The organism is Bacillus sp. FJAT-45037, from assembly GCF_002797325.1.
In the GTDB taxonomy this organism is placed as follows: Bacteria; Bacillota; Bacilli; order Bacillales; family Bacillaceae_D; genus Alkalihalophilus.
The window spans coordinates 309,664-335,930 of record NZ_KZ454938.1; the positions used below are offsets into that span (position 1 = coordinate 309,664).

23 protein-coding genes and 1 riboswitch are annotated in these 26,267 nt (G+C 40.4%); of the genes, 16 read left to right on the top strand and 7 right to left on the bottom strand.

The window, feature by feature from the left end:
* Positions 1-13: 13 nt before the first annotated feature.
* Positions 14-1,198 carry a DUF418 domain-containing protein gene (locus tag CDZ88_RS01490; protein WP_100371856.1) on the bottom strand — a complete coding sequence of 395 codons (1,185 nt, stop codon included), beginning with the start codon at positions 1,196-1,198 and terminating at the stop codon, positions 14-16.
* Between the two features lie 233 nt (positions 1,199-1,431).
* A riboswitch (SAM riboswitch) is annotated at positions 1,432-1,536 on the top strand.
* A gap of 89 nt (positions 1,537-1,625) precedes the next feature.
* Here CDZ88_RS01490 and CDZ88_RS01495 point away from each other — a divergent pair.
* From CDZ88_RS01495 to CDZ88_RS01505, 3 genes are all read left to right on the top strand, one after another.
* Positions 1,626-2,813 (top strand): pyridoxal phosphate-dependent aminotransferase, encoded by a 1,188-nt coding sequence (locus CDZ88_RS01495; protein WP_100371857.1) that lies wholly within the window; start codon positions 1,626-1,628, stop codon positions 2,811-2,813.
* A 61-nt stretch (positions 2,814-2,874) separates the two neighbouring features.
* The gene (locus CDZ88_RS01500) at positions 2,875-3,771 is read left to right on the top strand and encodes a manganese catalase family protein (RefSeq protein ID WP_100371858.1); all 897 of its coding nucleotides are present in this window, start codon (positions 2,875-2,877) and stop codon (positions 3,769-3,771) included.
* Between the two features lie 115 nt (positions 3,772-3,886).
* Positions 3,887-4,513: a fumarylacetoacetate hydrolase family protein gene (locus CDZ88_RS01505; RefSeq protein WP_100371859.1), complete on the top strand. Its 627-nt coding sequence runs from the start codon at positions 3,887-3,889 to the stop codon at positions 4,511-4,513.
* Between the two features lie 34 nt (positions 4,514-4,547).
* Here the strand turns inward: CDZ88_RS01505 and CDZ88_RS01510 are convergent, their stop codons facing one another.
* Positions 4,548-5,189, bottom strand: a complete 642-nt coding sequence (locus tag CDZ88_RS01510; RefSeq protein WP_100371860.1) for a class I SAM-dependent methyltransferase — start codon at positions 5,187-5,189, stop codon at positions 4,548-4,550.
* Between the two features lie 151 nt (positions 5,190-5,340).
* Here CDZ88_RS01510 and CDZ88_RS01515 point away from each other — a divergent pair, with 151 nt between their 5' ends.
* From CDZ88_RS01515 to CDZ88_RS01530, 4 genes are all read left to right on the top strand, one after another.
* Complete coding sequence (locus tag CDZ88_RS01515; protein ID WP_100371861.1) at positions 5,341-6,261, top strand: ABC transporter ATP-binding protein; 921 nt, start codon at positions 5,341-5,343, stop codon at positions 6,259-6,261.
* Positions 6,262-7,212 (top strand): ABC transporter permease, encoded by a 951-nt coding sequence (locus CDZ88_RS01520; RefSeq protein WP_232718518.1) that lies wholly within the window; start codon positions 6,262-6,264, stop codon positions 7,210-7,212.
* A 335-nt stretch (positions 7,213-7,547) separates the two neighbouring features.
* Positions 7,548-8,252: a response regulator transcription factor gene (locus tag CDZ88_RS01525; protein WP_100371862.1), complete on the top strand. Its 705-nt coding sequence runs from the start codon at positions 7,548-7,550 to the stop codon at positions 8,250-8,252.
* The gene (locus CDZ88_RS01530) at positions 8,249-9,661 is read left to right on the top strand and encodes a sensor histidine kinase (RefSeq protein WP_100371863.1); all 1,413 of its coding nucleotides are present in this window, start codon (positions 8,249-8,251) and stop codon (positions 9,659-9,661) included. Before CDZ88_RS01525 ends, CDZ88_RS01530 begins: the two co-directional genes overlap by 4 nt.
* Positions 9,662-9,804: 143 nt before the next feature.
* On the opposite strand, the gene CDZ88_RS01535 is transcribed toward CDZ88_RS01530, so the two are convergent.
* Positions 9,805-11,178: an alanine/glycine:cation symporter family protein gene (locus CDZ88_RS01535; protein ID WP_100371864.1), complete on the bottom strand. Its 1,374-nt coding sequence runs from the start codon at positions 11,176-11,178 to the stop codon at positions 9,805-9,807.
* A 222-nt stretch (positions 11,179-11,400) separates the two neighbouring features.
* Between CDZ88_RS01535 and CDZ88_RS01540 the strand changes: the two genes are divergently transcribed.
* The 4 genes from CDZ88_RS01540 (at position 11,401) to CDZ88_RS01555 (ending at position 14,382) form a co-directional block, all read left to right on the top strand.
* Complete coding sequence (locus CDZ88_RS01540; protein WP_100371865.1) at positions 11,401-12,675, top strand: GntP family permease; 1,275 nt, start codon at positions 11,401-11,403, stop codon at positions 12,673-12,675.
* Positions 12,676-12,756: 81 nt separating this feature from the next.
* A complete protein-coding gene (locus CDZ88_RS01545) occupies positions 12,757-12,897 on the top strand; it encodes a YfhD family protein (RefSeq protein WP_100371866.1) in 141 nt (46 codons plus the stop codon).
* Between the two features lie 148 nt (positions 12,898-13,045).
* On the top strand, positions 13,046-13,774 hold the full coding sequence (locus tag CDZ88_RS01550) for a glycerophosphodiester phosphodiesterase (protein WP_100371867.1): 729 nt from the start codon (positions 13,046-13,048) through the stop codon (positions 13,772-13,774).
* A gap of 110 nt (positions 13,775-13,884) precedes the next feature.
* Positions 13,885-14,382: a hypothetical protein gene (locus CDZ88_RS01555; RefSeq protein ID WP_100371868.1), complete on the top strand. Its 498-nt coding sequence runs from the start codon at positions 13,885-13,887 to the stop codon at positions 14,380-14,382.
* A gap of 59 nt (positions 14,383-14,441) precedes the next feature.
* Here CDZ88_RS01555 and CDZ88_RS01560 read toward each other — a convergent pair whose 3' ends face one another.
* From CDZ88_RS01560 to CDZ88_RS01575, 4 genes are read right to left on the bottom strand one after another with little or no spacing between them, the layout of a single operon-like run.
* The gene (locus CDZ88_RS01560) at positions 14,442-16,871 is read right to left on the bottom strand and encodes a glycogen/starch/alpha-glucan phosphorylase (protein WP_100371869.1); all 2,430 of its coding nucleotides are present in this window, start codon (positions 16,869-16,871) and stop codon (positions 14,442-14,444) included.
* Complete coding sequence (gene glgA, locus CDZ88_RS01565; RefSeq protein WP_100371870.1) at positions 16,864-18,303, bottom strand: glycogen synthase GlgA; 1,440 nt, start codon at positions 18,301-18,303, stop codon at positions 16,864-16,866. Before glgA ends, CDZ88_RS01560 begins: the two co-directional genes overlap by 8 nt.
* A 21-nt stretch (positions 18,304-18,324) precedes the next feature.
* Positions 18,325-19,431 (bottom strand): glucose-1-phosphate adenylyltransferase subunit GlgD, encoded by a 1,107-nt coding sequence (gene glgD, locus CDZ88_RS01570; protein ID WP_100371871.1) that lies wholly within the window; start codon positions 19,429-19,431, stop codon positions 18,325-18,327.
* Between the two features lie 16 nt (positions 19,432-19,447).
* Positions 19,448-20,596, bottom strand: a complete 1,149-nt coding sequence (locus CDZ88_RS01575) for a glucose-1-phosphate adenylyltransferase (protein WP_100374560.1) — start codon at positions 20,594-20,596, stop codon at positions 19,448-19,450.
* A 267-nt stretch (positions 20,597-20,863) separates the two neighbouring features.
* On the opposite strand from CDZ88_RS01575, the gene CDZ88_RS01580 reads away from it, so the two are divergent.
* The 5 genes from CDZ88_RS01580 to CDZ88_RS01600 all read left to right on the top strand — a co-directional run bounded on the left by CDZ88_RS01580 (position 20,864) and on the right by CDZ88_RS01600 (position 26,203).
* Positions 20,864-21,565 (top strand): DUF2225 domain-containing protein, encoded by a 702-nt coding sequence (locus CDZ88_RS01580; RefSeq protein WP_100371872.1) that lies wholly within the window; start codon positions 20,864-20,866, stop codon positions 21,563-21,565.
* 50 nt (positions 21,566-21,615) lie between these two features.
* Positions 21,616-22,095: a chemotaxis protein CheX gene (locus CDZ88_RS01585; RefSeq protein WP_100371873.1), complete on the top strand. Its 480-nt coding sequence runs from the start codon at positions 21,616-21,618 to the stop codon at positions 22,093-22,095.
* 123 nt (positions 22,096-22,218) lie between these two features.
* A complete protein-coding gene (locus tag CDZ88_RS01590) occupies positions 22,219-23,760 on the top strand; it encodes a bifunctional GNAT family N-acetyltransferase/carbon-nitrogen hydrolase family protein (RefSeq protein ID WP_100371874.1) in 1,542 nt (513 codons plus the stop codon).
* A 97-nt stretch (positions 23,761-23,857) separates the two neighbouring features.
* Positions 23,858-24,385 (top strand): FixH family protein, encoded by a 528-nt coding sequence (locus CDZ88_RS01595; protein ID WP_157796431.1) that lies wholly within the window; start codon positions 23,858-23,860, stop codon positions 24,383-24,385.
* Between the two features lie 150 nt (positions 24,386-24,535).
* Positions 24,536-26,203 (top strand): glycerol-3-phosphate dehydrogenase/oxidase, encoded by a 1,668-nt coding sequence (locus tag CDZ88_RS01600; RefSeq protein WP_100371876.1) that lies wholly within the window; start codon positions 24,536-24,538, stop codon positions 26,201-26,203.
* Positions 26,204-26,267: the final 64 nt, after the last annotated feature.

The window sequence follows — 26,267 nt, forward strand, 5'->3', positions numbered from 1 at the left end:
CTCTCTTTCTGCGTTATCTTCTCAGCTTCGGTAATTCTAAATACGTACCAGCTCTCCAGAACCATTCGAACGGTCCGATTCTGAAACGTTTGATCCACCAAGTACTACATAAGATTTGGAGGAAGAAGAAACTTACAGCGAGGATTGCTCCTACAAAATAGCCAACACTATTAAATAGTCCGAACCCATATCCATAGAACAAGGTAGTGAACACAATCGATTGCATTAAGTAATTTGTTAGGGATAATCGACCAACCATAGCGAGAGGTTGGAGCCATTTCTGGGCGTTAGGATTAGTGGCTAAAAGAGCAATGCTTGTCGCGTAAAACATAGCAACGAATGGCCCACCAACCGTCATATGGAGCATTTCATATTGATAATTCTGACCAATGAACGCATGCGGAATTTTTGCCGGAAATCCAACAAGTAAAGTGATCCACCAAATCCGTTTTAACATAGGACGATGAGCTTCAACATTTAGTAACCATTTCTGCCTTGCTACATAAGCTCCGAGTAGAAACATCCCAAGGACAGCGATCATTGCGCTTAAAATAACAAGAATTTGTCCGAAGCCACTAAGTCCAAATGGATCAGTTGTTAATCTGAACATGACGACCTCTGCATAGCTGCCAGAAGATAGTACTTCTTTTTCGTCAACTGAATAAGCCGCCAATAAAGCATTCTGGTCAGACATTGTCTCATCTTCTGGAACACTAATACTTAAAGCCATGAGTAATAATAAAATCAGTGACCAGATAAGTAATCCACGTTCTTTTAATCTAAGAAAGAAGAATAAGAGAAAACCAGCTAATGCATAAGTTAATAGAATGTCGCCATCCCAAATAAATAAATAGTGGATACATCCGACCATGAGCAAGATAAACATTCTCCGCCAATAGACGGCCCAAAAACGCAGACCGCGCTCAATTAATCGATCTTTTAGTAAAACCATACCGTAGCCGAATAGAAACGAAAATAATGTATAGAAGCTAGCTGTCGCAAAAAAGTGGATCAAGCTTTCTGAAGCGCGATCAAGAAATCCTAATGGGTAATAATCATGAAGGTCAGGAATGAGAAAAAGACCATATTGAAAATGTAGACTGTTTGCTAACAGAATCCCAAGCAAAGCAAGACCTCGCATCATATCAAGGGAATTAATCCGTTCATGATCACTAATTGAGGTAGCACGTGATGACATAGTACATCTCCTTTTTCATAATGAATAAAAATTAACCGAATGCATCTATTGTAAAATATTTCTATTAAATGAACAAGAGAATATGTAATCAGTTAATGAACTTCAAAGGATGCTAGGATAAATAACTAAAAAATTTGACAAACTCTTAACAATTCTGTAAACTCACAGTCATAAAGAAGTAAATACATAATGTGTAGCGCTTTCATAGATCGCTAGACAAGACAAATAGTCATTACTTATCAAGAGAGACCGAGGGATACAGGCCCGACGACGTCCAGCAACCGCCAGGTGGAAAGGTGCTCCTTCCTGCAGAATCATTGTATTCTGAAAGATAAGCGAAATGTCATTGACAAGAGCCTTTTTTTCGGAATTTCTGAGAAGGCTCTTTTTTTATTTGAAAACGATAATGAATATTGAGGTGATAGTCATGAAGACATTTGAACGATCTGAGGCATTGAAACGATTACCTAATCAATTTTTTGCCAAATTAGTAAATAAGGTAACTGAAGCCAACAAAATCCATAATGATGTGATTAATTTAGGACAAGGGAACCCAGATCAACCAACGCCAAAGCATATAGTTGAAACGTTACAAGAAGCAGCGAGTAATCCCGTGCATCATAAGTATGCACCATTTGCCGGACATCAGTTTCTAAAGGAAGCAGTAGCGGAGTACTATTTACGTGAATACGGTGTTGAGGTTGATCCAACGAGCGAAATAGCGATCCTTGCGGGTGCGAAAACAGGGCTTGTCGAACTGAGTCAATGCTTACTAAATCCAGAAGATATTGCTTTAGTGCCGGACCCTGGTTACCCTGATTATTGGTCTGGGGTCGAACTGGCTGGAGCGAGTATGTACACGATGCCTCTTCAAAGAGAGCTAGACTTTCATCCGAATCTAAAGGCTATTGATGAGTCGACATTGAAACGGTCAAAATTAATGTTCTTAAATTACCCGAATAACCCGACCGGTGCAGTAGCTACACCTGGTCTCTTTCAAGATGCGATTGCACTCGGTGAGTCGCACGATCTCTGCATTGTACATGATTTTGCCTATGGAGCGATTGGTTTTGATGGGAAGAAACCACTTAGCTTTCTTCAAATAAAAGGTGCGAAAGACGTCGGAGTGGAAGTCATGACCTTATCGAAAACGTACAATATGGCAGGGTGGCGTGTTGGGTTTGTAGTAGGGAATAAAAGTGTGGTAAAAGCCGTGGAGGAGCTTCAAGATCACTTATTTTGCAGTATATTTGGTGGCATTCAAGAAGCAGCTGCTCATGCACTTCTCTCAGATCAACAATGTGTTACAGATCTGGTTGAGCTCTATGAATCAAGACGGCAAGTATTGGTGGAATCAGCTACAAAGATTGGTTGGAAAGTCGAGGCACCACGTGGTTCATTCTTTGCTTGGTTTCCTGTTCCAAAAGGGTATACATCGGAGTCGTTTTCGGATCTTTTACTCGAAAAAGCGAGAGTAGTTGTGGCTCCAGGAAATGGATTTGGTGAATATGGAGAAGGCTATGTTCGCATTGGATTGCTAGCGGATGTAGCCATCATAAAGACAGCGATGGAACGTATTGGTCATCTAAAGTTGTTCAATATTAACAAGTCATAAGACAAACAATCCCCTTCATACTACTTAAAGAGTAATGATTTGTAGAATAGGAGGGGTTGTTATGTTTACACGATATAACCGATTAGCTATTGAACTACCGAAGCCTAAAGCACCTGATGCCAATGCTGCAGCCGCTGTTCAAGAACTTCTTGGCGGTAAATTTGGTGAGATGTCGACGTTAAACAATTACTTATTTCAATCGTTTAACTTCCGTAACAAAAAAAAGCTTAAGCCTTTCTTTGACTTAGTCGCTAGTATTACGGCTGAGGAATTAGGGCATGTCGAACTTGTATCGACAACAATTAATTTAATGATTGAAGGAACGACATTTCCAGGTGACCCAAACATTGCACCGATGAGAGCGGCAACGGATAAACGAAATACGTATCATTTTATTGATACTGCACAAACGTCACGTCCGATGGATTCAATGGGAGCTCCGTGGCGAGGCGACCATGTCTTTAATAGTGGAAATTTAATATTAGATCTTTTGCATAACTTCTTCTTAGAGTGTGGAGCGAGAACACATAAGATGAGAGTGTACGAAATGACAAGTAATCCAGTAGCACGAGAAATGATTGGCTATTTACTCGTGCGAGGCGGGGTACATGTAATTGCTTATGCGAGAGCGCTTGAGATCGCAACAGGTGTTGATGTGACAAAGATGTTGCCGATTCCAAACTTGGATAATGCTGCGTTTGAAACGACGAGAAAGTTTGAAGCCGAAGGAGTACACCGAAAGCTCTACACATTCAGTGAAACCGATTATCAAGATATTAATAAGATATGGAAAGGTGAGCATCCGTTGCAAGGTGGTCAGTTAGAAGTTATTAAGGGAGCCCCAGCAGGTGCGCCGATGCCAGATCTAGAAGAAATACCTGAAGAATTCGCTCCTGGGATTTCCAAAGAAGACTTTGATGAAATTGTTAAGCGATTGCAACGATCAGCTGGAATATAAGAAGAGGAAGCGCACAGTGTTTCTAGACACTGTGTGCTTTTTTTAGTAGAAAATCACTTTTATTATTCGTAATTATCAAATAAAATAAATACAGTAGAAGAGGGAGGAATTTAATATGAGAGATGTGAAAAACATACTTTGTATTGGCCGTAACTATGCTAAGCATGCCGTAGAATTAGGAAATGAGGTGCCAGATACACCGATATTATTTTCAAAGCCGACTCATTCGTTAACCATGGCACGTGGTGAAGAAGTAACTTTTCCGAGTGATCGAGGCGAGATTCATCATGAATTAGAAATTATCTTACATATTGACCGAGACGTTCAAAAGGGAGATCGAGTAGAGGATGTTGTGAGTGAAATCTCATTAGGCATTGATTTTACGCTACGTGATCTACAGTTAGAGTTAAAAGGAAAGGGACAGCCATGGCTAAGAGCAAAAGGCTTTAAAAATGCAGCTATCACGACGAAAACATTCCCATTTCCGGGGGCAGAAGCATGTAAGGAGATACCGTTTTCTTTAATGAAAAATGGCGAGGTCGTCCAAGAAGGTGCGACCAAAGACATGATGTTTGATTTTCAAGCGATTATCGAAGAATGTCAGGATGTTTTTGGTCTAGGATATGGCGACCTTATTTACACAGGCACACCCGAAGGAGTAGGACCGATTCAACATGGCGATGTGTTGGAGTTTTATTGGGGAGGCGAATGTGTAGGAAATTTTACTGTAGAGATGAAATAGATGAGTTGGGAACGATGAACGTTCCCCTACCAATTTATTTAACATTCTTCTTCGTATACATCACGACTTTGTATTCAATCTCAGTCCGATCAATTGATTTTGCGCCATCACCAAAGTAAAAGGTTAATAGCTTCCTCGCTTCATCAATAGAGTCAAATGCGAAGCTCGTATGAATCACCTGATAGTCAAATCCTCGCTTGACCCAGTTTTCAGTATGGCTTGCAATCTCATTTTCTGTATAGGAACAGAATTCGTCTTCTCCGTAATTATCTACGATGATCATCTGTCCGCCATTTTTTACGACACGCTCTATTTCAGTTAAACCTTTCTCAAGATCAACGACACCATCAAAGAAGAAAGCCCAAGTGGCATAAGCCGCATCAAACGTGTTGGAATGAAACGGTATCGATTGTGCGACGCCCTTCGACCAGATGATCTTCTTTTTCAGATCTATCATTAATTCATCGGGCTCTAACCCTACAATGGTTCTGTTAGGTGTTGTTAATCGTTCCGCTGTAAATCCGTTTCCTGCTCCTATATCAAGGGTGAAGCCATCTGGTAGTTGTTGGTCTAACGTGGTAATGACTTTCCCGCCTCGATCCATACATCGTCTTTCGATTTCAAACAATTCAGGATAATGCCCACCATAAAAAGGGATAACATCTGATGTCTTCATGTAAGATCCTCCTCCGCTAATACTTATATTTTATCATAATTTTCTTTTTATTCAGATTGCAACTTTAAGATTCTTTTAAGAACTTGATAAGACCGGATTAAGCTTTCCCTGTCACAATGGTCTCAGGTGAACGAAGGGGGCTGCTTTTAACATGAAAAAAAAGCCAGTGGCACAATTAATAGATGTGAAAAAACGAATTGGAAAAAAAGATATTATTAAGGGTATTTCATTAAATATTTATCCAGGAGAAGTATTTGGATTTCTTGGTCCTAATGGTGCGGGGAAAACAACGATGATTCGTATGCTCGTTGGCTTAATGAAACAAACAGAAGGTCAGATCTTGATTAAAGGTCATGATGTGGAAAAGGAGTTTGAGAAGGCAATTATTCACGTCGGGGGAATTATTGAAAATCCTGAAATGTACAAATTTCTTTCAGGGTATGACAACTTAGTGCATTACAGTCGAATGTTACCAACTCCCGCAACGAAGGAACGAATGCAGGAGTTAATTGAACTTGTCGGCTTAAGCGGTCGGATTAATGAGAAGGTTCAAGGTTATTCCCTTGGGATGAGGCAACGACTAGGCATTGCACAAGCTCTGCTACATGCACCATCGCTTCTTATATTAGATGAACCAACGAACGGATTAGACCCGGCTGGGATTCGAGAGATTAGACAATATATTAGAAGAATTGCTCACGAAGAAGGTATGGCTGTATTTGTTTCTAGTCATCTTCTTTCTGAGATGCAGCTTCTTTGTGACAGAATCGGCATTATTCAAGAAGGGAACCTACGGAGTGTAGAAACTGTTCAAGACTTTGTTCATAGTGAGGCACGGCATATAGTGAAAATTGAAGTAAGGCCAAGAGAGGATCTAGGACAGACTATGAATGACGTTCTCTTAGATGTTGAATGGAACTTAACTGGGGATATAGTGGAGGTTAAATGTAGTCGCGTGGAGACTCCGAGCATTGTGAAAGAGCTCGTGGAGCATGGCTTCGACATTTACAACATAACGATAGAACAAAAAACGCTAGAAGATAAATTCTTAGAAATGACGGAGGGGATCTAAGTGGGATTATTCTTTCGCTTACTACAAAATGAATATGTGAAGATTTATAAACGTCTAGGCACATGGGTGATGGTTGGTTTGCTTTTAAGTATCGTGCTTATAGTTGGGATCATGACTAAGTTTGTTTTTCCTTCAGAGGTTAGCGAGGACTGGCGAGTGCAGCTTGAAACAGAAAATGCACAAATGCAGGAGTCAATCTCGAATCATCCGATGATGTCAGCGGGAAAGCAGTACATTACACAACAAGTCGCTATTAATGAGTATCGACTAACACATGATCTCTCTCCCGAGTCATCCGATTCATTATGGGGGTTTATGATTGATGCCACAACATTTACTGGAGTCGTGTCACTGTTCACCATTGTTGTGGCAGCAGGAATTGTGGCGAGTGAATTTACGACGGGAACCATTAAACTATTACTTATTCGCCCTGTCAGGCGGTCTAAGATTCTTTTATCAAAATATATTACGACGTTACTATTTGCGCTCTTTTTATTAATGCTATTATTTGGTGCATCGTTTATCGTGGGTGTCATATTTTTTGGGTATAGCAGCGTTGATACGCCATTTCTCGCTTATCAAAATGGTGAAGTAATTGAAAAAAATATGGTGTTTTATATTGTGAGTTTATTTGGTTTTAGAAGCATTGACTTGATTATGATGGTGACTGTAGCTTTCATGATCTCAACCGTCTTCCGTAGTAGTTCTCTTGCGATTGGTCTGTCATTATTCCTTATGTTTACAGGGCCACAGATCGTGCAACTTCTCGGTCAGTACGATTGGGTTAAATATGTACTATTTGCAAACACAGACTTAAAACAGTATGTCGATGGCACTCCATTAATAGAAGGCATGACTATGTCATTTTCAGTCATAATGTTATTGATTTACTTTATCATCATTTCAGCGATGTCCTGGCTCATTTTTCGAAAAAGAGATGTTGCAGTATAATGAAGAAGTTGAGGAGGCTGGGACAAAAGTATTTTAACTTACGGAATTCCGAACATTTCGGTTTTAGCTTTTATAAACCGCTCCTGAAATATACTTCGCACTCGCGAGGAAGCTGGTGAGCCCCTTCGTGCTTCGCACTTCAGTGTCTCACCTATGCTAATACCCGCCAGAAGTCTACGTATATTTCATCCGCTAAATTAGCGCTTCGTTCGTATCCAGAGCTAAACACTTTAGTTATGTCCCAGCCTCTTCTAGTTTTTGTGATGTAGATACCAATAAAAAGCAATAAGTAGTAGGGACATTTTTATAGAATGCGAAAAGATAGGCGGGGTTCGATGGGTGAAGATGTGATCTTAATTGTCGAAGATGAAAAAGAAATTGGAGAGTTAGTGCGTGATTATCTCGTACTAGAAGGTTTTAGCGTGTTGATCGCTGAGGACGGCGAGGAGGGGTTACGTCAATTTTTCAAAGAGAATCCGGTATTAGTTGTTCTCGATTTGATGCTTCCTAAAGTTGAGGGGGTTGAAGTATGTAGACAAATTCGCGCTGCCTCGACGGTTCCAATCGTGATGATGAGTGCAAAGCAAAGCGAAACAGATAAAATAATTGGTCTGGGCATCGGTGCGGATGATTACATAACCAAACCATTTAGCCCTGGAGAATTAGTGGCGAGAATTAAAGCCCAACTTAGACGTTATAAACATTTTTCATCTCCCTCTACCGAAGAAGCGGTGCTGAAAATATGTGAGCTATCGATTGATGAGAAAGAATTTAAAGTGATGGTCAGAAATGAAGAAGTGCAAATGTCAGCAAGAGAGTTTAAGCTTCTTTATTTTCTTGCGAAGCACCGCGGGCAAGTGTTTTCAAAAGAGCACTTGTTTGAGAAAGTCTGGGGATATGATCATATTGGAGACTTCAATTCTTTGAATGTTTATATCAGAAAACTTAGAGAAAAAATTGAAGTAGACCCATCAAAGCCGAAATACATTAAAACAGTGTGGGGGATAGGGTATAAATTTGATGGAGAACAAAGTCGATGATTGGGCTAAAAGCTAGACTTTTTTTCGCCTTTCTATCAATTATCCTCATCCCCATCTTCATTGTTGTTGTGATGATGTTTCTTTATTCAAGTAACCTTGAAAAATCCGAGGCAAGGCAAGAGGAAGAGATTGATTTGTTGTTTTCCAAATTGCGTGAGGAAATCACTAATCTTTCCTTTGAAGAAGAGTCGCTACCTGATGTATATGCGACGATGCACCCACTATTAGAAGAATATGAGATGGATGTTCAGATCAATTCCGTATCAGGTGAGCTACTCTTTGATTCAAGAGATTGGCATACAGAAGAGGGAAACAAGAATTTTCAATTCCATCCCTTTCATCTCCAAGTCGCAGCAGAAAATGGTGAGCTTGTAGAAGTAGAAGTGATCTCTAATTCATCAGACGTCGCACCGTTCACTTTTTTTAATGAAATCATTAAGTACCTACTTATTAGTATTGGCACAGGATTGTTTGTTTTAGTAGCTCTGATTGTAGGGTGGATTTGGTACTTGTCACGCACCATCCTCCAACCACTAAAAGAAATCTATATAGCTTCAGAAGAGATGCGAATTGGGAATTTAGACTATACGATTCAGTACAATCGTAATGATGAGATTGGTCGCTTCATTGATGGGTTTAATCTGATGAGGGATCATATGAAAAAATCAGACGAAAAGAAAGCCCAGTATGAAAAGTCGAGAAAAGAGTTAATTGCTGGAATTTCTCATGATTTACGAACACCTCTTTCTTCTATAAAAGGGTATGTAGAAGGATTGCAAGATGGTATCATTCAAAACGAAGAAATGAAAGAAAAGTATTTGAAGGTCATAAGTGCAAAAACCAATCAACTAGACTATCTAATCGAAGACTTGTTTGATTACTCTAAGCTTGAACTCGATCAATTAACGATGGATAAGCAATGGATAAATAGCCAGGCTTTTTTTGATATGGTCATTGATGAGGCTCAATTTGAAGTGAGAAAACAAGGCGTCACCTTACAAGTAAGTGAGCTGATTCCCAAAGTGAAGCTCTACATCGATCCTAATCGTCTGCAGCAAGTGATGACAAATTTATTTGAGAACGCCATTCGTTACGGTGGGAATACGCTGAAGATTTCACTTATTGAAGGAGATCATTTGTTCTACGTAAGCGTCGCAGATAATGGGCCAGGCATTCATACAGAGGATCTTCCGTTTATCTTTAATCAATTCTATCGTGGCGACAAATCGCGCTCTAGACACTCTGGTGGATCAGGTCTAGGTTTAGCTATCTCAAAAAGAATAATAGAAGCCCATGGCGGAACGATATCTGTACAGTCAGTCGTAGGAGAAGGGACAACATTTGAATTTAGTTTACCGTTGAAGGAAAAAGGTAGAGAGCATAGGAATAGTCGAGAGGATAACACTTAATTAAATGTGTTTATGAGGACACGTGCAGAAAGTACAAAAAACGCTCGGAAAACTCCGAGCATTTTTTGTTTCAAGCTGATTATGAAGAGCTTACGTGAAAATCACTAGTTCTGTCTAAATGGATCAGGAAAGTGAATGTGTAATTAGGCGCTTTGTCTTGCTTTTGCTTCGGCTTTTTCTGTTCTCATTTGTTTGAGGAAGCGGTGTGTTTCTGCGACGACGACGCCGGATAGGCCGAGTAGACCGATTAAGTTAGGTACTGCCATGAGGCCATTCATGATGTCGGCAACGCCCCATACGACATCAAGGCTTGCGCCTGCTCCTAGTGCAACCGCTACAACGAATAATACACGGTACACAATAATTGATGTTTGTGATTTGAAAAGGTAATAGAAACATTTCTCCCCGTAGTAAGACCATCCTAAAATGGTAGAGTAAGCAAAGAAGACTAACCCTACCGCAACAACAATCGCACCGATTGGCCCTAAGAAGTACTCAAAGGTTGCAGATGTTAATGCAGCTCCAGTTTCTCCGCCTGTATATAAGTTCCCCATTACAAGAGCAATCCCTGTAATCGAACAAATGATGATCGTATCAATAAACACTTGAGTCATCGATACAAGAGCCTGACGTCCGGGATAATCTGTTCTAGCAGCAGCAGCGGCGATTGGTGCCGAACCTAAACCTGCTTCATTGGAAAATACTCCTCGAGCTACCCCGTATTGAATAACGACACCAATAGCTCCACCAGCAACGGCTTGACCTGTGAAGGCATCAGAGAAGATTAATGCAACAGCACTTGGTACCAAAGATAGATTGCTTATAATTAAAATAAGACCAGCACCTACATAAAATAAAGCCATTAACGGAACGATAAATGCTACGGCTTTCCCAATACTACGAATGCCACCTAATAAGACTAAACCAGTAAAGATTGCAAGCAATATTCCTGTAATCCAAGGGTTGATCCCCCAGTTGCTCTCAATGACGGCAGCAACAGAGTTAGATTGAACGGTATTTCCAATACCAAAGGCAGCGATCGCAGCTAGTACGGCAAAGGTAACACCGAGCCATTTCTGGCCTAACCCTTTTTCAAGGTAATACATCGGGCCCCCAGCCATTTGTCCATTCTTATCTTTTTCACGATATTTGACGGCTAAGATAGCCTCTGCATACTTAGTTGCCATCCCGAAAATAGCGGATAGCCACATCCAGAAGACAGCACCAGGTCCCCCAATGACAACGGCGGTTGCAACCCCAGCAATGTTACCAGTACCTACCGTTGCAGCTAGAGCAGTCATTAAAGATTGGAAATGTGAAATATCCCCTTCAGATTTTTTGTCTTGCTTACGACTAAATGCAAGCTTTAGGGCATAAGGCAGAGTTGAGAACTGTAAAAATGCTAGACGAAACGTAAGATAAATACCTGTACCAACTAATAAGATTAAAAGGGGTGGACCCCACACAAACCCACTGATCTCATTGATGGTCTGAATTAATCGACTTTCTTCTTCCATCCAAATCCCTCCTTTTAATTGCAATAATAGTATTAATATTCCGAAAATATTCCGCATTTGTCAAGTAGAATCAAAAAAATCTCTAGCAGGCAAGGTTCTAGTCATTCTAGCAATGATTGTGTCTGTCTTCCACAGAATTGATAGATAACCGTACATAACTAGTTTTCTATTAAAAAAAGAAGTATGATACTACTATTATTAGATAGAGATAGGTGATACATAGTGGATATACAGTTAACGTCACTAGGGACTATTCTTGCTCTCGTTGTGACGATTGGGTTAATTTTAATTCGTGTTGCACCAGCCTATGCAATGATGACAGGTGCTGTTGTGGGAGGAATCATTGGTGGAGCAACGATTATAGAAACCGTCGGCTTGATGGTTGGTGGAGCAGAGGGCATGGCAGGCGTTATTTTACGAGTGCTTGCAGCTGGCGTTTTGGCGGGGGTATTAATCGAGTCAGGTGCAGCAAAGACAATTGCAGAATCAATTTTGTACAAACTAGGTGAAACAAAAGCATTACTAGCCGTAGCTGGTGCCACCATGGTCTTAACCGGTGTTGGTGTATTTATTGGCGTAGCCGTCTTGACGGTTGCACCGATTGCGCTGTCGATTGCTAAGAGAGCTAATTTATCAAAGATGGCTGTGCTGTTGGCGATTTCTGGAGGGGGAAAAGCAGGAAATATTATTTCTCCTAATCCTAACACGATTGCTGCAGCTGAAGCCTTTCAAGTTCCATTAACTTCTGTGATGTTGGTTGGAGTAGTCCCAGCAGTCGCGGGATTAATGATGACTTTTGCCATTGCTCGGAAATTACGCAATGTAGGGGCAGCTGTCGATGAAAGTGAATTGCCAAATGACGTAAAAGGTGACGCTCCTAGTTTAGCGAAATCTCTTTCCGCTCCAGCTGTGGCTATTGCGTTATTGTTGTTGCAGCCACTCGCTGGTATTCAAGTCGACCCTTTATTTGCCTTGCCGATTGGTGGGATAGTCGGTGCTATTGTGATGGGCAGAGCGAAACATTTAAATCAATACATAACCTCAGGCCTTGAGAAAATGGCTGGAGTAGCGATTCTCCTTCTAGGAACGGGGACACTTGCTGGAATTATTGCGCACTCTGCATTGATTGATCAAATTTTAATTGGAATTGATGCGCTGAGCTTACCTGCATACTTTTTAGCACCAATTGCTGGTATTACCATGTCTGCAGCGACAGGTTCAACAGCGGCAGCGACTGCTGTTGCTGGGAATGTCTTCGCTCCGACTATTTTAGAGCTGGGAATTCATGCGTTGGCAGGTGCTGCAATGGTTCATGCAGGAGCGACTGTGTTAGATCACTTGCCACACGGGACGTTTTTTCATATTACAAGAGCGAGTGTAGGCATGGATATGAAGGAGCGTATGAAGCTTCTTCCTTATGAAACATTAGTCGGGTTTGCGATTGTTGTAGTTTCTACATTGATGTTTGGTGTATTTGGATTTCTTTTCTTTGGTTAACACTTCATGCATAATTTTGCTTGGTGCTTGGTCATACTATTTGGAGTAGTCGAATTAAGCATGCCAGAGGAGGTAGGATGAATGAAAAAAAATCAAAAACAAAACCATGGTCAATATGATGACATAGAATTTTCTCAAGAAGTAGCAGATGCCGCGGATCAAGAAGCGATGAAGCGTATGCAAGCGGCTGACAAGCGTGCTACCGAGAAAAAGAGAACGTAACTAAAGATCAGAGTAGAAATGAATCAGCTTTCTTCATTGTTAAATGGAGAGGCTGATTTTTTTTGTGAATTTCCTTTCAACATCGAATGGATAGGATGAAATTTACTATAATAAAAGAAGATCATCATTTGGAAAAGGAGTGGCTGAAATGAGTATCACTAAAATCTTTGCCCATCGTGGTTCATCTGTTAATCATCCTGAAAATACAATGGCTGCTTTTGAAGCAGCGTATGAAGTTGGCGCAGACGGTATCGAATTCGATGTTCAACTTAGTCAGGATTTAGTACCAATCGTGATTCATGATGCTACGCTTGATCGAACGACGTCTGGAAGGGGATTAGTATCTAAACATTGTATTGAAGAATTAAAGAGGTTAGATGCAGGCGAATGGTTTGCTCCCAATTTTAGAGAAGAACGAATTCCAACCCTGGAAGAAGTGCTTATTTGGGCAACAGATAAACACGTCATGTTGAATATTGAGTTAAAAGAAAGCGTTCATCAACGAGAACAAATGATAAAAACGGTAATCCCTCTGATCAAAGAATATCAGCTAGAGTCTTCTGTTATTCTTTCTTCATTTGACCATGTGCTTATATCTAAGTTGCAGAGGGTGGCACCAGGTATTGAAACGGCTGTTATCGTCACCGCTGCCCTATTTGAACCTGAACATTATATTAAACAGCTTGGAGTAACTGGGTATCACTTTAAATCCAACTATCTCCTTGAACAAGAAGCCAAAAAATTAATCAATCAAGGCATACAGATTAGACCTTATACAGTAAACGAGGAAAATGTGTTAGAGATGTACAAGACGTGGGGATGTGCGGGAATATTTACCGATGACCCTGAACTTGGAGTGAAAGTTCGAGGACATTAATTAAACGTTTTCTTTATCGTTCTACAAATAAATGTGTTTATTCTCGATGTTTTGGTAAATGCTAACCTTATACGAACTCATTTTTTGGTAAATAAGAAGGTGTCGATAAGGTGAAGAATTACAAATTGATTTCTATTGCTATCATATTCCTGTCACTGCTTGGTACGCTACTCATGAGTAAAAAAACATTGAAACGGTATATGCCAGCAACTTTATTTATGGCGATTTTTGTGACACTTGAAAGTTTGGTTGCTAGAAAATTTACATGGTGGTGGTTTTATAAGAAGCTCCATCCTCGATTAATTGGAGAAATTCCTTTGATCTGGGGGCCGTTTTTCTTAGGGTCACTTTTTGTGTTGAGAATGACGTATGGGAATTTTTTTGCCTATATTGCATTAAATACAGGTTTTCACCTCTTTTTTGTCGGACCAGGCCTTAACTTCATGGAGAAAAGAGGGATCTCGTCGTTAGTGCGGATCTCGAGAACTCAGTTGTTTGGGTTGTTCTTTATGAAATCAATGATTATGTATAGTGTTCAGTCTCTCGTTGAATCGATTCGGAAAAAGAGATTTGAGGAGAGAATTGAGGTCGAAAGAAGCGTTGAGTAAAAGAGCGATGAAACAAAGAAACAAGCTGCGCAGGTGAATACTTTCGCAGCTTGTTTTTATTAGCTTTTTGAATATTGGGTCGAGCTGATATTCCAGATCTCATTGGCATATTCCATAATGGTATGATCACTTGAGAATTTACCTGAATGGGCAATGTTGGTTGCGCTTTTTTTCAGCCAAGTTGATTGATCGCGATAGGTTTGATCAATGAGCTGATGTGCTTCTACGTAACTGTCAAAGTCCCTTAAGACAAAATACTCATCATTGTTAAATAGAAGCGAGTAATAAATGTCTTTAAACTCTACGTCATCTAGAGTGAATGATTGATTGGTGAGTTGGTCAATGACATTACGCAAGCGTTGGTCGCTATTGTAATAATCGCGAGCACGGTATTTATTGTTCTGTTGGTATTCAAACACTTCATCTGCCGTGAGACCAAATGTGAAGATATTATCGGGTCCTACCGCGGCTCCGATCTCTACATTGGCGCCGTCTTGTGTGCCTATGGTGAGCGCGCCGTTCATCATCAATTTCATATTTCCCGTTCCAGATGCTTCTTTACTTGCGGTCGAAATTTGTTCACTCACATCAGCTGCTGGAATGATTTTTTCAGCTAGACTAACGTTATAGTTCTCAAGAAAGACGACTTTTAATTTGTCGTTGATTAGAGGGTCGTTATTAATTTTGTTGGCAACGGTTGTGATTAATTTAATGACATTTTTGGCAAAGTGGTAACCAGGTGCAGCCTTGGCACCAAAAATAAAGGTTCTAGGTGTGTTATTCATCGTGGGGTTTTCTCTATATAGCTGATAGAGGTGGAGAATGTGAAAGACGTTCAGTAGTTGGCGCTTATAACCGTGTAGTCGTTTGATCTGAACATCAAAGATAGAGGTCTCATCGATCAGAATACCGTGCTTTTGGTTAATGTAATTGGCTAATTGTCGCTTATTTTTTAGTTTTACTCGAGCGAGTTCATGTTGAACACCAGCATCTCCAACATATTTTAATAGATTAATTAGCTCTTTAGGCTCGTGAATCCAACTCTTTCCGATTGTTTCATTTAATAAATTTGTTAGCCCAGGATTTGCGTGGAGGAGCCAACGTCTATGTGTGATTCCATTTGTTTTATTGGTAAATCGTTCAGGAAAACATGTGTAAAAGGGCTTCATCACACGATTTTTCAAAATATCGGTGTGAAGTTTGGCGACACCATTAATACTGAAGCTTCCGACCATTGCTAAATGTGCCATATGAATCTGGCCGTAGGAGATGATCGCCATGTCAGAAATTTGATCACGAAGTTCGGGGTGATTAAACCAAATATCTTGGCAAAAGCGCTCGTTAATCTCTTCAATAATTAAATAATGACGAGGAAGCAGGTCTTTAATCATTTGTTCTGGCCATTTTTCTAACGCTTCACTGAGTGTTGTATGGTTTGTGTAGGCAACGGTTTTTGTTGTTAATTCCCAAGCCGTATCCCAACATAATCCTTCCTCATCCATCAGAATACGCATCAACTCCGGAATGACGAGCGTTGGATGTGTGTCGTTAATTTGGAGCGCCATTTTATCTGGGAGTTGGACAAGGGAATGATTTCCCTTTTTGAATTGCTGTAAAATGCTTTGTAAGCCCGCTGAGACTAAAAAGAATTGTTGTTTAAGTCGTAAAATTTTCCCTTCATAAGATGAATCATCCGGATAAAGGAATTCAGATATTTTTTCAACTGAACGCGTGTAATCTAAGTAATGATAGTAATCTTTTCCTTGAACCGAATTAAAGTGGAAGGGATTCGTTGTCGATTCGGCGCTCCATAGTCTCAGGGTGTTGACATTATCGGTCTCATGTCCAACGATCGGCACATCGTACGGTACGGCCAACACTCGCTCATAGTCATCGTGAGTAAAGGTGAGCTTTCCATCAATGATTGCCGATTCGACATGCCCGCCAAATCGGACTTCAATTGCTTTTTCAGACCGTTTAGTCTCCCACATGTAGTCATCTTTTAACCAATAATCAGGCAATTCGACCTGATGACCGTTCACCATTTTTTGCTGAAACAGACCATACTTATAGCGGATGCCAATGCCATGACCTGGTAAGTTTAACGAGGTGAGAGAGTCAAGGAAGCACGCAGCCAGTCGACCAAGTCCACCGTTACCAAGACCAGCATCTGCTTCCTCAGAAAACACTTCCGTCGGTTCGAAATTAAAATCTTTTAACGTATCACAACAGACATCATACCAGCCGTGATTTAATAAATTCGTCTCAAGTAAACGACCTAACAAAAATTCCATTGAAAAATAATACATTTGTTTCTCGTCGTTTCCTAAGTGAATCTGTTTCGTACGTTGCCAATTACTATTCACTTCTTTTTTAACTAAGAGAGCAATGGCTTGGAAGGCTTCTTTATTTGTTGCTTCCTCAGGCTTCTTGCTAAATGTGGTTAATAGCTTTTCTGTAAACTGCTGTGAAAAGATCTCTTTATTCATTGGGTTGATCCCACGCTCCTTTTGTTCGTACATTCTGATAGACTTGCTCGTACGCTTTGGCTGAGGTGTCCCAGTTGTAGTGGCATTGATAGATGTTGGACTGGAGCTGGTTCCATAAATCCTCTTGGCGGTACAACCATAATCCGCGACGTACAGTATATAAAAAGTCGTCTTTATTGTAATTCGTGAAACTTAAGCCATTTCCTTCTTCTGTAAATTCATTAAAAGAAGAAATGGTATCTTTTAGACCGCCTGTTTCACGAACAATCGGTACGGTTTCATAGCGGAGAGCAATCAATTGACTTAATCCACACGGCTCAAAGCGTGAAGGCATGAGGAAAAAGTCAGATGCCGCATAAATGAAGCTAGCGAGCTCTTCGCTAAAGCCTTTGTAAAAAGCGACACGCCCAGCGTACTCATGGGCAAGTGAAGCAAACGTGTCCTCAAAATGTTTATCACCAGAACCAAGCACAACAAGTTGGACATCTTCTGCTTGCAACAAGTCACCGATGGTATCAATGACTAAGGATAAGCCTTTTTCTTCGACCAACCTTGAAACAATTGAAAGGAGTGGAGTATGCTCATGAACATCTAGGCCTAGTCTTTCTTGCAAGAGTTTTTTGTTCTCTCGCTTTCGCTCAGGCTGATGGTGATATGTAACAGGGAGCTGGAGGTCCGTGGCTGGATTGTACATATGGTCATCTAACCCGTTAATAATTCCTGTTACTTCATGACGCCTCATCCAAAGCAAAGAATTGAGCCCTTCTCCAAATGCTCGTTCTTGGATCTCTCTGGCATACGTTGGACTGACCGTTGTAATTGAATCCGCGTGTACGATGCCCGCTTTCATAAAGTTAATAGCATTATTATGATCTAATCCAATCTGATGTTCTTTCTCGAGATGAAGCAACTCGTCAAAAACAGAATGTGGAAACACCCCTTGATAACGCAGATTATGAATGGTATAAATTGTTTTTGGCACGATCTCACCACTACGAGCTCTGATGTAAGCAGGGATGAGACCTGTTTGCCAATCGTGACAGTGAAGAACGTCTGGTGTAAGATCCAATCGTTCGATCGCTTCAAGGACTGCATGAGTGAAGAAAATAAATCGTTCGGCATCATCAGCTTGACCGTAGAAAGGCTGACGATCAAAATAGTAGTCGTTTTCAATAAAATAATAGGTTACATCATTTTGTTGATAAGACAGCACAGCACAATGTTGGTTACGCCATGTGACAGAAACTGAGAAGGTATCCATCCTCTGCAATTGCTCGTAAACAGAAGAAGGCATGGCATGGAACTTTGGTAAGAAGACCGTCACTTTATGTCCGAGTTTAGCAATAGCCTGAGGGAGAGAGCCGAGCACATCTGCAAGCCCTCCTGTTTTAAAAAATGGGGTGCATTCTGTTGCAACCATGACAACATTCATAGGATGATTCACTCCTTTTGTTTAGATCACTCTTCGTTTGGCTACAACATAAGGCTGCTCGGTCGCTCCAATTAATGTTTGATTTGGGGTTAAGGTAATATCTTTGTCAAGAATGACGTTTCGTAATACAGTCCCACTTGAGATAACACAGCGCTGCATGATGATCGAATTTTCAATGACGGCACCAGGCTCTACTTTAACCCCGCGGAACAAAATACTGTTCTCAACTTGTCCTTCAATCGTGCAACCGTTAGCGAGCAACGAATTAGAGACATGAGAACCCTCCTTATAAACAGTAGGTGGTTCATTTTTAATTTTCGTTAAGAGCGGTTTTTCGCGGAGAAATAAGCCCTCAAATTTCTTATGATCGAGTAAGTGCATGCTATGTTGATAATACGAGGCCAAAGAATCAATCACCGCTAAATAGCCGTCATATGCATACGTTGAAATTTTTAGAGTATCCGCATGTTCCATAATTCCCTCTTCGAAAAGAAAGGATTTATGTCTTGATATGCAGGAGTCAACAACATCAAGCAAGAGTGATTTTTTAATAATAAACATGTTCATGTAGTGATTAGGATTATGTGGATCGTTCATCAAACTTGTCGCACGTCCATATCCATCAATCTCTAATTTCATTGAAAAGGGATTCGCCCCGAGTGAGTTTGAATTTGGATGATAGACAGCCGTGACGTCTGCATCTGTTTTTAAGTGGTGGTCGAATACTTTTTTAAAATCAATCGTACATACATGCTGACTTCCTGTAATTAATACATGATCAGCTTGACCACGGTTGAAGAAGTCACGATTATTATGGAAATGTTGCAATTCACCCTTAGAGATGTCGGTTGGGTCATTCCAATCAGGAGGTAAAATAAAAAGTCCCCCTTTTAAATGACCCAATTCCCAGTCCTTCCCTGTACCTAAATGGTCCATTAAAGATCGATATTTTCTTCTTGTAAAAACAGAGATTTCATTCAAATTGGCATGGACCATATTCGAGAGAACAAAATCAATTAACCGATAACGTCCTCCAAAAGGAACTGCAGCCCCGCAACGAAAATAAGTCAGTTCACCTAATAAGTCCTGTTCTGCATCTAAATTAATTACACCCATTAATTTGTCCAATCGAAAAACACCCTCCTTACGTTAACAGTGTTAACGCCTCTAATTTTGTTTCGTGATCGATGACTAAAATTTCATCTTTAGTTGAAAGAATGCTCGCTCCATCAGGAATCGTCGTTCCTTCAGTAACAATTACATTCTTTAGTTTGACGCGGGAACCTATCGTGACATTCGGCATTAAAATCGTTCCCTCAATTGTACTGTCAGTGCCTACCTTTACCCCGTGGAAGAGAATTGATCGATCGATCGAGCCGTAAATCACACAACCTTCGTTAATAAAGGATTGATTAACATGTGCTTGTTTGGCTAAATATTGGGGCGGTTCATTCGGATTAGCTGAATAAATTCTCCATCCATCTTCGTTTAAACAAAATGGCGAGTTTGTTTCTAGTAAGTCCATGCTTGCTTCCCAGTAGCTCTGAACTGTCCCCACATCACGCCAGTAATCATTAAAAGGATAGGCAACCATGCGACGCTGATCATCTAGCATGGCAGGAATGATATTTTTTCCGAAGTCATGAGCAGAATCAAGGTTTTTGGCATCGTCTATTAAATACTGCTTTAAGTGAGCCCATGTAAATAAGTACACACCCATCGAGGCAAGATTGTTTTTAGGTCGATCAGGTTTTTCTTCAAATTCATTAATGACTTGATTACTATCTGTATTCATAATGCCAAATCGACTCGCTTCCTCCCAAGGCACAGGAATAACGGAGATTGTTACATCAGCTTGTTTTTCTTTGTGGTATTGAAGCATCTTGTTGTAATCCATTTTGTAAATATGATCTCCAGATAAGATCAGGACATATTCTGGTTCATATTGTTCGATAAAAGCAATATTTTGATATATGGCATCTGCGGTTCCTAAATACCATGAGCCACCTGCCTTTTCAACAAATGGGGGAAGGGATGTCAGTCCACCTTGTCTATGATCTAGTCCCCATGGAGTGCCGATCCCAAGATGGGCATTGAGCGCGAGGGGTTCATATTGAGTTAAAACACCAACCGTATCAATTCCTGAATTAGTGCAGTTGCTTAAAGGGAAATCAATAATTCTATATTTCCCGCCAAAATAAACTGCAGGCTTCGCTAACTTCTTCGTTAATAATCCAAGTCGTTTTCCTTCTCCACCCGCTAAGAGCATGGCAACGCATTCCTTTTTTTTCATTGTCATCATCACAGCCTCACTTTCCTTCAATCAATTAAGTTGGCTTCCTTGTCCTAAAATAGACAAACAATAAAACGATCTTTCTCATCTCTATGTCAATACAAGCGGTTACTATTCCTATCAAGGTGAAATATTTTCAAAAAGATGAAATGGGAAAAATGCATTACTTTAGTAGCTATTTCATAGAAAGGTCAAAAAAAATCAACACAAACAAGATCTTTTGTACTAAAATATAAATAAATCTATTGGACTAGGGTGAGGCTCTCGATGAGTGAGATTACGCCGCATTATGATAAAGAATGTACCTGTATGTTATGTGAGAACAGATATACAACGAAGAAACTACGCACGCGCTTTATCAAAGTGGAGAAGATTCATAGTGATTACTACACTGAATATAAAGACCTAGATATAAATCCAAGTTATTATGAAGTGGCTGTCTGCCCGCATTGTGGATTCGCTTCTTCAGAAATGTTCTCTCCGCATTTTCCAGCGGGAACTCTTGATGCAATTAGAGAGAAGCTTGGCCAATGGAAGAGTCAAGACTTTGGTGGGGAACGGACTAGAACAGATGCGATACGGACAATGAAGCTCGGGTTGATCTCAGCTTCCTTAAAAAAAGAAAAGCATGTTGTCGTTGCTGGTCTGTGTTTACGCTTAGCTTGGTTATACAGAGGACTAGAAATTAAAGAAGAACAAGAAGAACAGCGTTTCTTGTTCCAAGCATTAAAAAGTTATAAAGCTTCCTATGAAGAGGGCGATTATCTAGGAACTCAGATGTCGGATATGCGCATTCTCTATTTAATAGCAGAACTATCAAGACAACTTGGATATGCAGCGGATGCGGTTCGCTGTTTTAGTGAAGTTATTCAACATAAGAATCGAGCAACAGAACCGAAGCTTGTCGAAATGGCAAGAGAACAATGGTACATCTTGCGTCAAGACATCAAAGAAGTAGGCAACATATAAGGTCGAATCGATAACAAAGCATACGGAGTATTAGAAAGGGGTCTTACGTTTTGAATGTACAACATGTCAACGCTATCTGTCGGGCAACAAAAGGAATATTATCCTCTCATTTAGGGGTGGAGGTAGAAGCACTAAAGCCATCAGTTGGAAAGGGATCTGTTCCTTCAAATGATATCTCTGTCATCCTTGGAGTTAAGGGAGATCTTAAAGGTCAAATTATTTGCACCTTTTCAAGCGAGACATCCTTAAAGATTGTGAGCGCAATGATGGGCGGCATGCAGATTGATCAATTAGATGAGATGGGCTGGAGTGCTGTTCAGGAGTTCGGAAACTGGGTAGCAGGCACGACAGCGACAGAGCTTTCGAAAGAGGCTTGCATCATCGACGTAACCCCACCTGTCATTAATGAGGGAGAATCTAAGTTTCATTCAAGCTTTCCTTATATAACGGTACCACTTGGTAGTTCAATTGGGGAAATTAATGTTCATATTTCAGTAAGTGATGATTCATTAAAAAGACCTGCGATGTAGCAGGTTTTTTTTCGTGATTTTACGAAGTTAAGATACTATTTTCATGAGTGATTGTCAAAAGAGTGTTCAAAACGACAAAAAACGGGTAAACTCATGGTTGTTAGGGTAAAGGAGATGATTGGAATGTCAGAAATTGATGTGTCAAAATTTGAGAAAAAAATGACTATTCGTAACATCGAAGAACGTGACTTCGATGCGATCATAAAAATGCAAAAACTATGTTTTCCTGATATGGAGCCTTGGGAAAGAGGCCATCTTCAAAGTCATATTAATATTTTTCCAGAAGGCCAATTTTGTGTAGAATATGATGGAGAAATTATCGGCTCATGCTCTAGTTTAATTATTAACTTCGATGAATATGATGATCAACATACATGGGATGAGATTACAGATAATGGATACATTACAAACCATGACTCAGAAGGATACAACCTATACGGAATTGAAGTCATGGTTCATCCAGAATATCGCCGTATGAAGATTGGTAGACGATTGTATGAAGCAAGGAAAGATTTAGCACGTGAGCTAAACTTAAAAAGTATGATCATTGGTGGGCGTATTCCGAACTATCATAATCACGCCAAAGAATTAACACCACGTCAATTTGTAGAAGAAGTGACGATGCATAATATTTATGATCCGGTTTTAACTTTCCAAGTAATGAACGGGTTTACGCTTAAGCGTATTAATCAGAATTATTTAGAAGATGATAAGGCATCCATGCGATATGCGACACTGATGGAGTGGAATAATATTGACTACCTTCCAAAGAGTCCAAAGCGTCAATTTAAAACGTCTTTCCCTGTTCGAATTACAACTATTCAGTATGAGATGAAGAAAATTTCATCTTTTGAAGATTTTGCAGTTCAATGTGAGTATTACACGGACGTTGCAGCAAGCTATCAATCCGACTTTGCCGTATTTCCTGAGATCTTCACGTTACAGCTTCTCTCATTTTTACCAGAGAAAAGTCCAAGTCGTGCGATTCGTCGTTTGACAGAGTTTACGGAAGATTATATTGAGCTATTCACCATGCTTGCTGTGAAGTACAATGTGAACATTATTGGTGGATCTCATTTTGTTGAAGAAGAAGGCAAGATTTATAATATTGCTTATTTATTCCGCCGAGATGGTACGATTGAAAAGCAATACAAGCTTCACATCACACCCAATGAACGTAAATTCTGGGGCATTACTGGTGGCGATCGTGTCAATGTTTTTGATACCGATTGTGGTAAAATTGCGATCCAAATTTGTTATGACATTGAATTCCCAGAGCTTGCTAGAATTGCTGTAGATAAAGGAGCAAATATTATTTTCACTCCTTTCTGTACAGATGACCGCCAAGGGTATCTGCGCGTACGTTACTGTTCGCAAGCACGTGCGATTGAGAACCAGGTATATACTGTTCTCTCAGGAACGGTTGGAAATTTATCCGATGTAGAAAACATGGATATTCAGTATGCTCAATCAGGCATTTTTAGTCCATCTGACTTTTCATTTGCTCGTGATGGTGTGGTTGGTGAATGTAACCCTAACATTGAAACAGTCGTTGTCGGAGATGTTGATTTAGAAATTTTACGTCGTCATCGTCGTACTGGTAGTGTGAATCAACTTCGCGATCGAAGACACGATGTGTATAAAATTGTTTATAAGCAAGACTAGTAAAAGATGCGTGAGTCCTCACGCATCTTTTTTTGTCGTCAAGGTTTAGGTCCACTTCATATCGGAGATGCTGTTGAGAGTGATAGGGGGGAGTGAAATGATCCTTGAAAGGTTGCGCGGTGTCAACATAGGGATATTTGTAATGGCCTTATTTTTTTTAATCGGATCGTTTGTTGTTGTTGTCAGTTTTTTGTTCGTTGAAAATGAGAACGTGATAACCGATTGGAAGATGACAGTCGTTGGGATAAATGAAGTTTACCAAACTGGACAAATCATTGATATCCATGTTTTTTTAGAAGATGAGTCGAATGAATCAATAGAGAATGCAGATGTCTCATTAGTGCTCGATCGACCAGAGACTGTGCATCATTTAACGAAAGTTATGCATCGATTAGAAGACGGTTTGTATGAAGCTGAAGCGATTCTTTCTGTGCCTGGGATTTGGATTGGTATGGTTGAGGCCAGCCGGGGGAAAGATGTGTACCGGAATCAATTTCTCTTAAAAGTGGAAGGGTCTGTGATTGGTGAACCAAGTCGAGATCCAGCTGATCATTTTTCACTCGATCAGTATCTACCAGATGACGTTCAACAAAAGGTTGAATCGTATGAAAGCTTTGATCGTTAATTCTTTTCAAATACCTGAAGCAAAGGTATAATAGCAGTAGGTTAATAAAGGGTCGGAGATAGTGAGGCCGCAACACTCAGCAGAGAGTTTTCTGACTCTGTAGAAGGTTGTGGTCTTTTTTAGATTTACCATGTGAAGGGGTGTAGTGAATTGACACATACATTTTCAAGTGAGAGGCGTTATGCGTACATTGAGGAACTGACAACAACAGAACTCGACGTATTAGTGATAGGTGGGGGAATTACAGGTGCGGGTATTGCACTAGATGCTTCTTCTCGTGGGATGAAGATAGGTTTAATTGAAATGCAAGACTTTGCTGCGGGGACGTCAAGTCGCTCAACCAAGCTTGTTCATGGTGGCCTTAGGTATTTAAAGCAACTTGAGGTGAAACTTGTCGCAGAAGTGGGGAAAGAGCGAGCAATTGTGTATGAAAATGCTCCACATGTAACGAGTCCAACCTGGATGCTTTTGCCGATTTATAAAAACGGTACATTTGGAAAAGTGTCAACTTCGCTCGGTTTAAACATGTATGATCGATTAGCTGATGTCGATAAAAAAGAACGTCGGACGATGCTGAATAGAAAAACGACACAAGAGCGCGAACCTTTACTGAGAAAAGAAAAGCTTAAAGGCGGCGGACTGTATGTTGAATACCGAACAGACGATGCGAGATTAACGATTGAGGTTTTAAAAGAAGCCGTCAGACTCGGCACGATCGCTGTTAGTTATGCGAAAGTGGAATCATTTATCTATGAAAACGGGAAAGCAATTGGTGTGGTAATGGTCGATCAGTTAACAGGCGAAGCCAAAAAAGTATATGCGAAAAAGATTGTAAATGCAGCAGGGCCTTGGGTCGATACGTTACGAGAACAAGATCGATCAAAAACAAAGAAATATTTAAAGTTATCAAAAGGGGTTCATCTTGTGATCGATCATGGACGGTTTCCGTTAAGGCAAGCTGTTTATTTTGATACAGAAAAAGATGGTCGAATGATATTTGCAATTCCAAGAGATGGGAAGACCTATATCGGTACAACAGATACGTATTATGAAGGAGACATTACGCACCCTAGAATGACGATTGCTGATCGCGACTATTTATTAGCAGTAGCAAACTTTATGTTTCCCGCACTATCGCTTACAACGGAAGACGTGGAATCCAGCTGGGCTGGATTACGACCACTTATATATGAAGATGGGAAGGGGCCTTCTGAAATATCTAGAAAAGATGAAGTGTTCATATCAGATTCTGGCCTTCTCACAATCGCAGGTGGCAAATTAACAGGCTATAGAAAGATGGCTGAGCGTGTCGTTAATTCAATTAGTAAAGACCTAGGTGTAAATGTTCCATGTCAGACAGAATCGATAACTTTATCGGGTGGACATGTTGGTGGAGTTGCGCAGCTTGGGGCCTTTTTGGAGCAAAGAAAACTAGAAGGAATGAGTTTAGGGCTGACAGAAGCAACCGCATTATCACTAGCAAAGCTCTATGGGTCAAATGTGACGAAAGTTTTTGCGATTATGAGGCAAACGAAGAAACATGCCGAATCGTTTCATTTGCCAAAAGAGTTGTTCGCTCAGTTACGGTACGGAATAGAAGAGGAGATGGTTGTGACACCACTGGATTTCTTTAATCGTCGCACCGGAGCATTGTTTTTTAATATTGTTTGGATTAAAACACATAAAGAAGCTGTCATCAGATATATGAAATCTGTTTTTGAGTGGGATGAAGAACGAACCAAGAAGCATGAAGAGGAATTGAATCAAGAGCTTTATTATGCCATGACGCCTGTAGCTGACGAGAGGCATCCGCTTTAGGGTAGTGAATCTCGTAATCTTTCTTAGGGGAGATCAATTTGCCAAGAGGACTCGGCGCGTCGAT

Excerpts from the sequence above, each read along its gene's own strand:
- CDZ88_RS01490 (WP_100371856.1), bottom strand. The coding sequence starts at position 1,198 with ATGTCATCACGTGCTACCTCAATTAGTGATCATGAACGGATTAATTCC.
- CDZ88_RS01495 (WP_100371857.1), top strand. The coding sequence starts at position 1,626 with ATGAAGACATTTGAACGATCTGAGGCATTGAAACGATTACCTAATCAA.
- CDZ88_RS01500 (WP_100371858.1), top strand. The coding sequence starts at position 2,875 with ATGTTTACACGATATAACCGATTAGCTATTGAACTACCGAAGCCTAAA.
- CDZ88_RS01505 (WP_100371859.1), top strand. The coding sequence starts at position 3,887 with ATGAGAGATGTGAAAAACATACTTTGTATTGGCCGTAACTATGCTAAG.
- CDZ88_RS01510 (WP_100371860.1), bottom strand. The coding sequence starts at position 5,189 with ATGAAGACATCAGATGTTATCCCTTTTTATGGTGGGCATTATCCTGAA.
- CDZ88_RS01515 (WP_100371861.1), top strand. The coding sequence starts at position 5,341 with ATGAAAAAAAAGCCAGTGGCACAATTAATAGATGTGAAAAAACGAATT.
- CDZ88_RS01525 (WP_100371862.1), top strand. The coding sequence starts at position 7,548 with ATGGGTGAAGATGTGATCTTAATTGTCGAAGATGAAAAAGAAATTGGA.
- CDZ88_RS01530 (WP_100371863.1), top strand. The coding sequence starts at position 8,249 with ATGATTGGGCTAAAAGCTAGACTTTTTTTCGCCTTTCTATCAATTATC.
- CDZ88_RS01535 (WP_100371864.1), bottom strand. The coding sequence starts at position 11,178 with ATGGAAGAAGAAAGTCGATTAATTCAGACCATCAATGAGATCAGTGGG.
- CDZ88_RS01545 (WP_100371866.1), top strand. The coding sequence starts at position 12,757 with ATGAAAAAAAATCAAAAACAAAACCATGGTCAATATGATGACATAGAA.
- CDZ88_RS01550 (WP_100371867.1), top strand. The coding sequence starts at position 13,046 with ATGAGTATCACTAAAATCTTTGCCCATCGTGGTTCATCTGTTAATCAT.
- CDZ88_RS01560 (WP_100371869.1), bottom strand. The coding sequence starts at position 16,871 with ATGAATAAAGAGATCTTTTCACAGCAGTTTACAGAAAAGCTATTAACC.
- glgA (WP_100371870.1), bottom strand. The coding sequence starts at position 18,303 with ATGAATGTTGTCATGGTTGCAACAGAATGCACCCCATTTTTTAAAACA.
- CDZ88_RS01575 (WP_100374560.1), bottom strand. The coding sequence starts at position 20,596 with ATGAAAAAAAAGGAATGCGTTGCCATGCTCTTAGCGGGTGGAGAAGGA.
- CDZ88_RS01580 (WP_100371872.1), top strand. The coding sequence starts at position 20,864 with ATGAGTGAGATTACGCCGCATTATGATAAAGAATGTACCTGTATGTTA.
- CDZ88_RS01590 (WP_100371874.1), top strand. The coding sequence starts at position 22,219 with ATGTCAGAAATTGATGTGTCAAAATTTGAGAAAAAAATGACTATTCGT.
- CDZ88_RS01595 (WP_157796431.1), top strand. The coding sequence starts at position 23,858 with ATGATCCTTGAAAGGTTGCGCGGTGTCAACATAGGGATATTTGTAATG.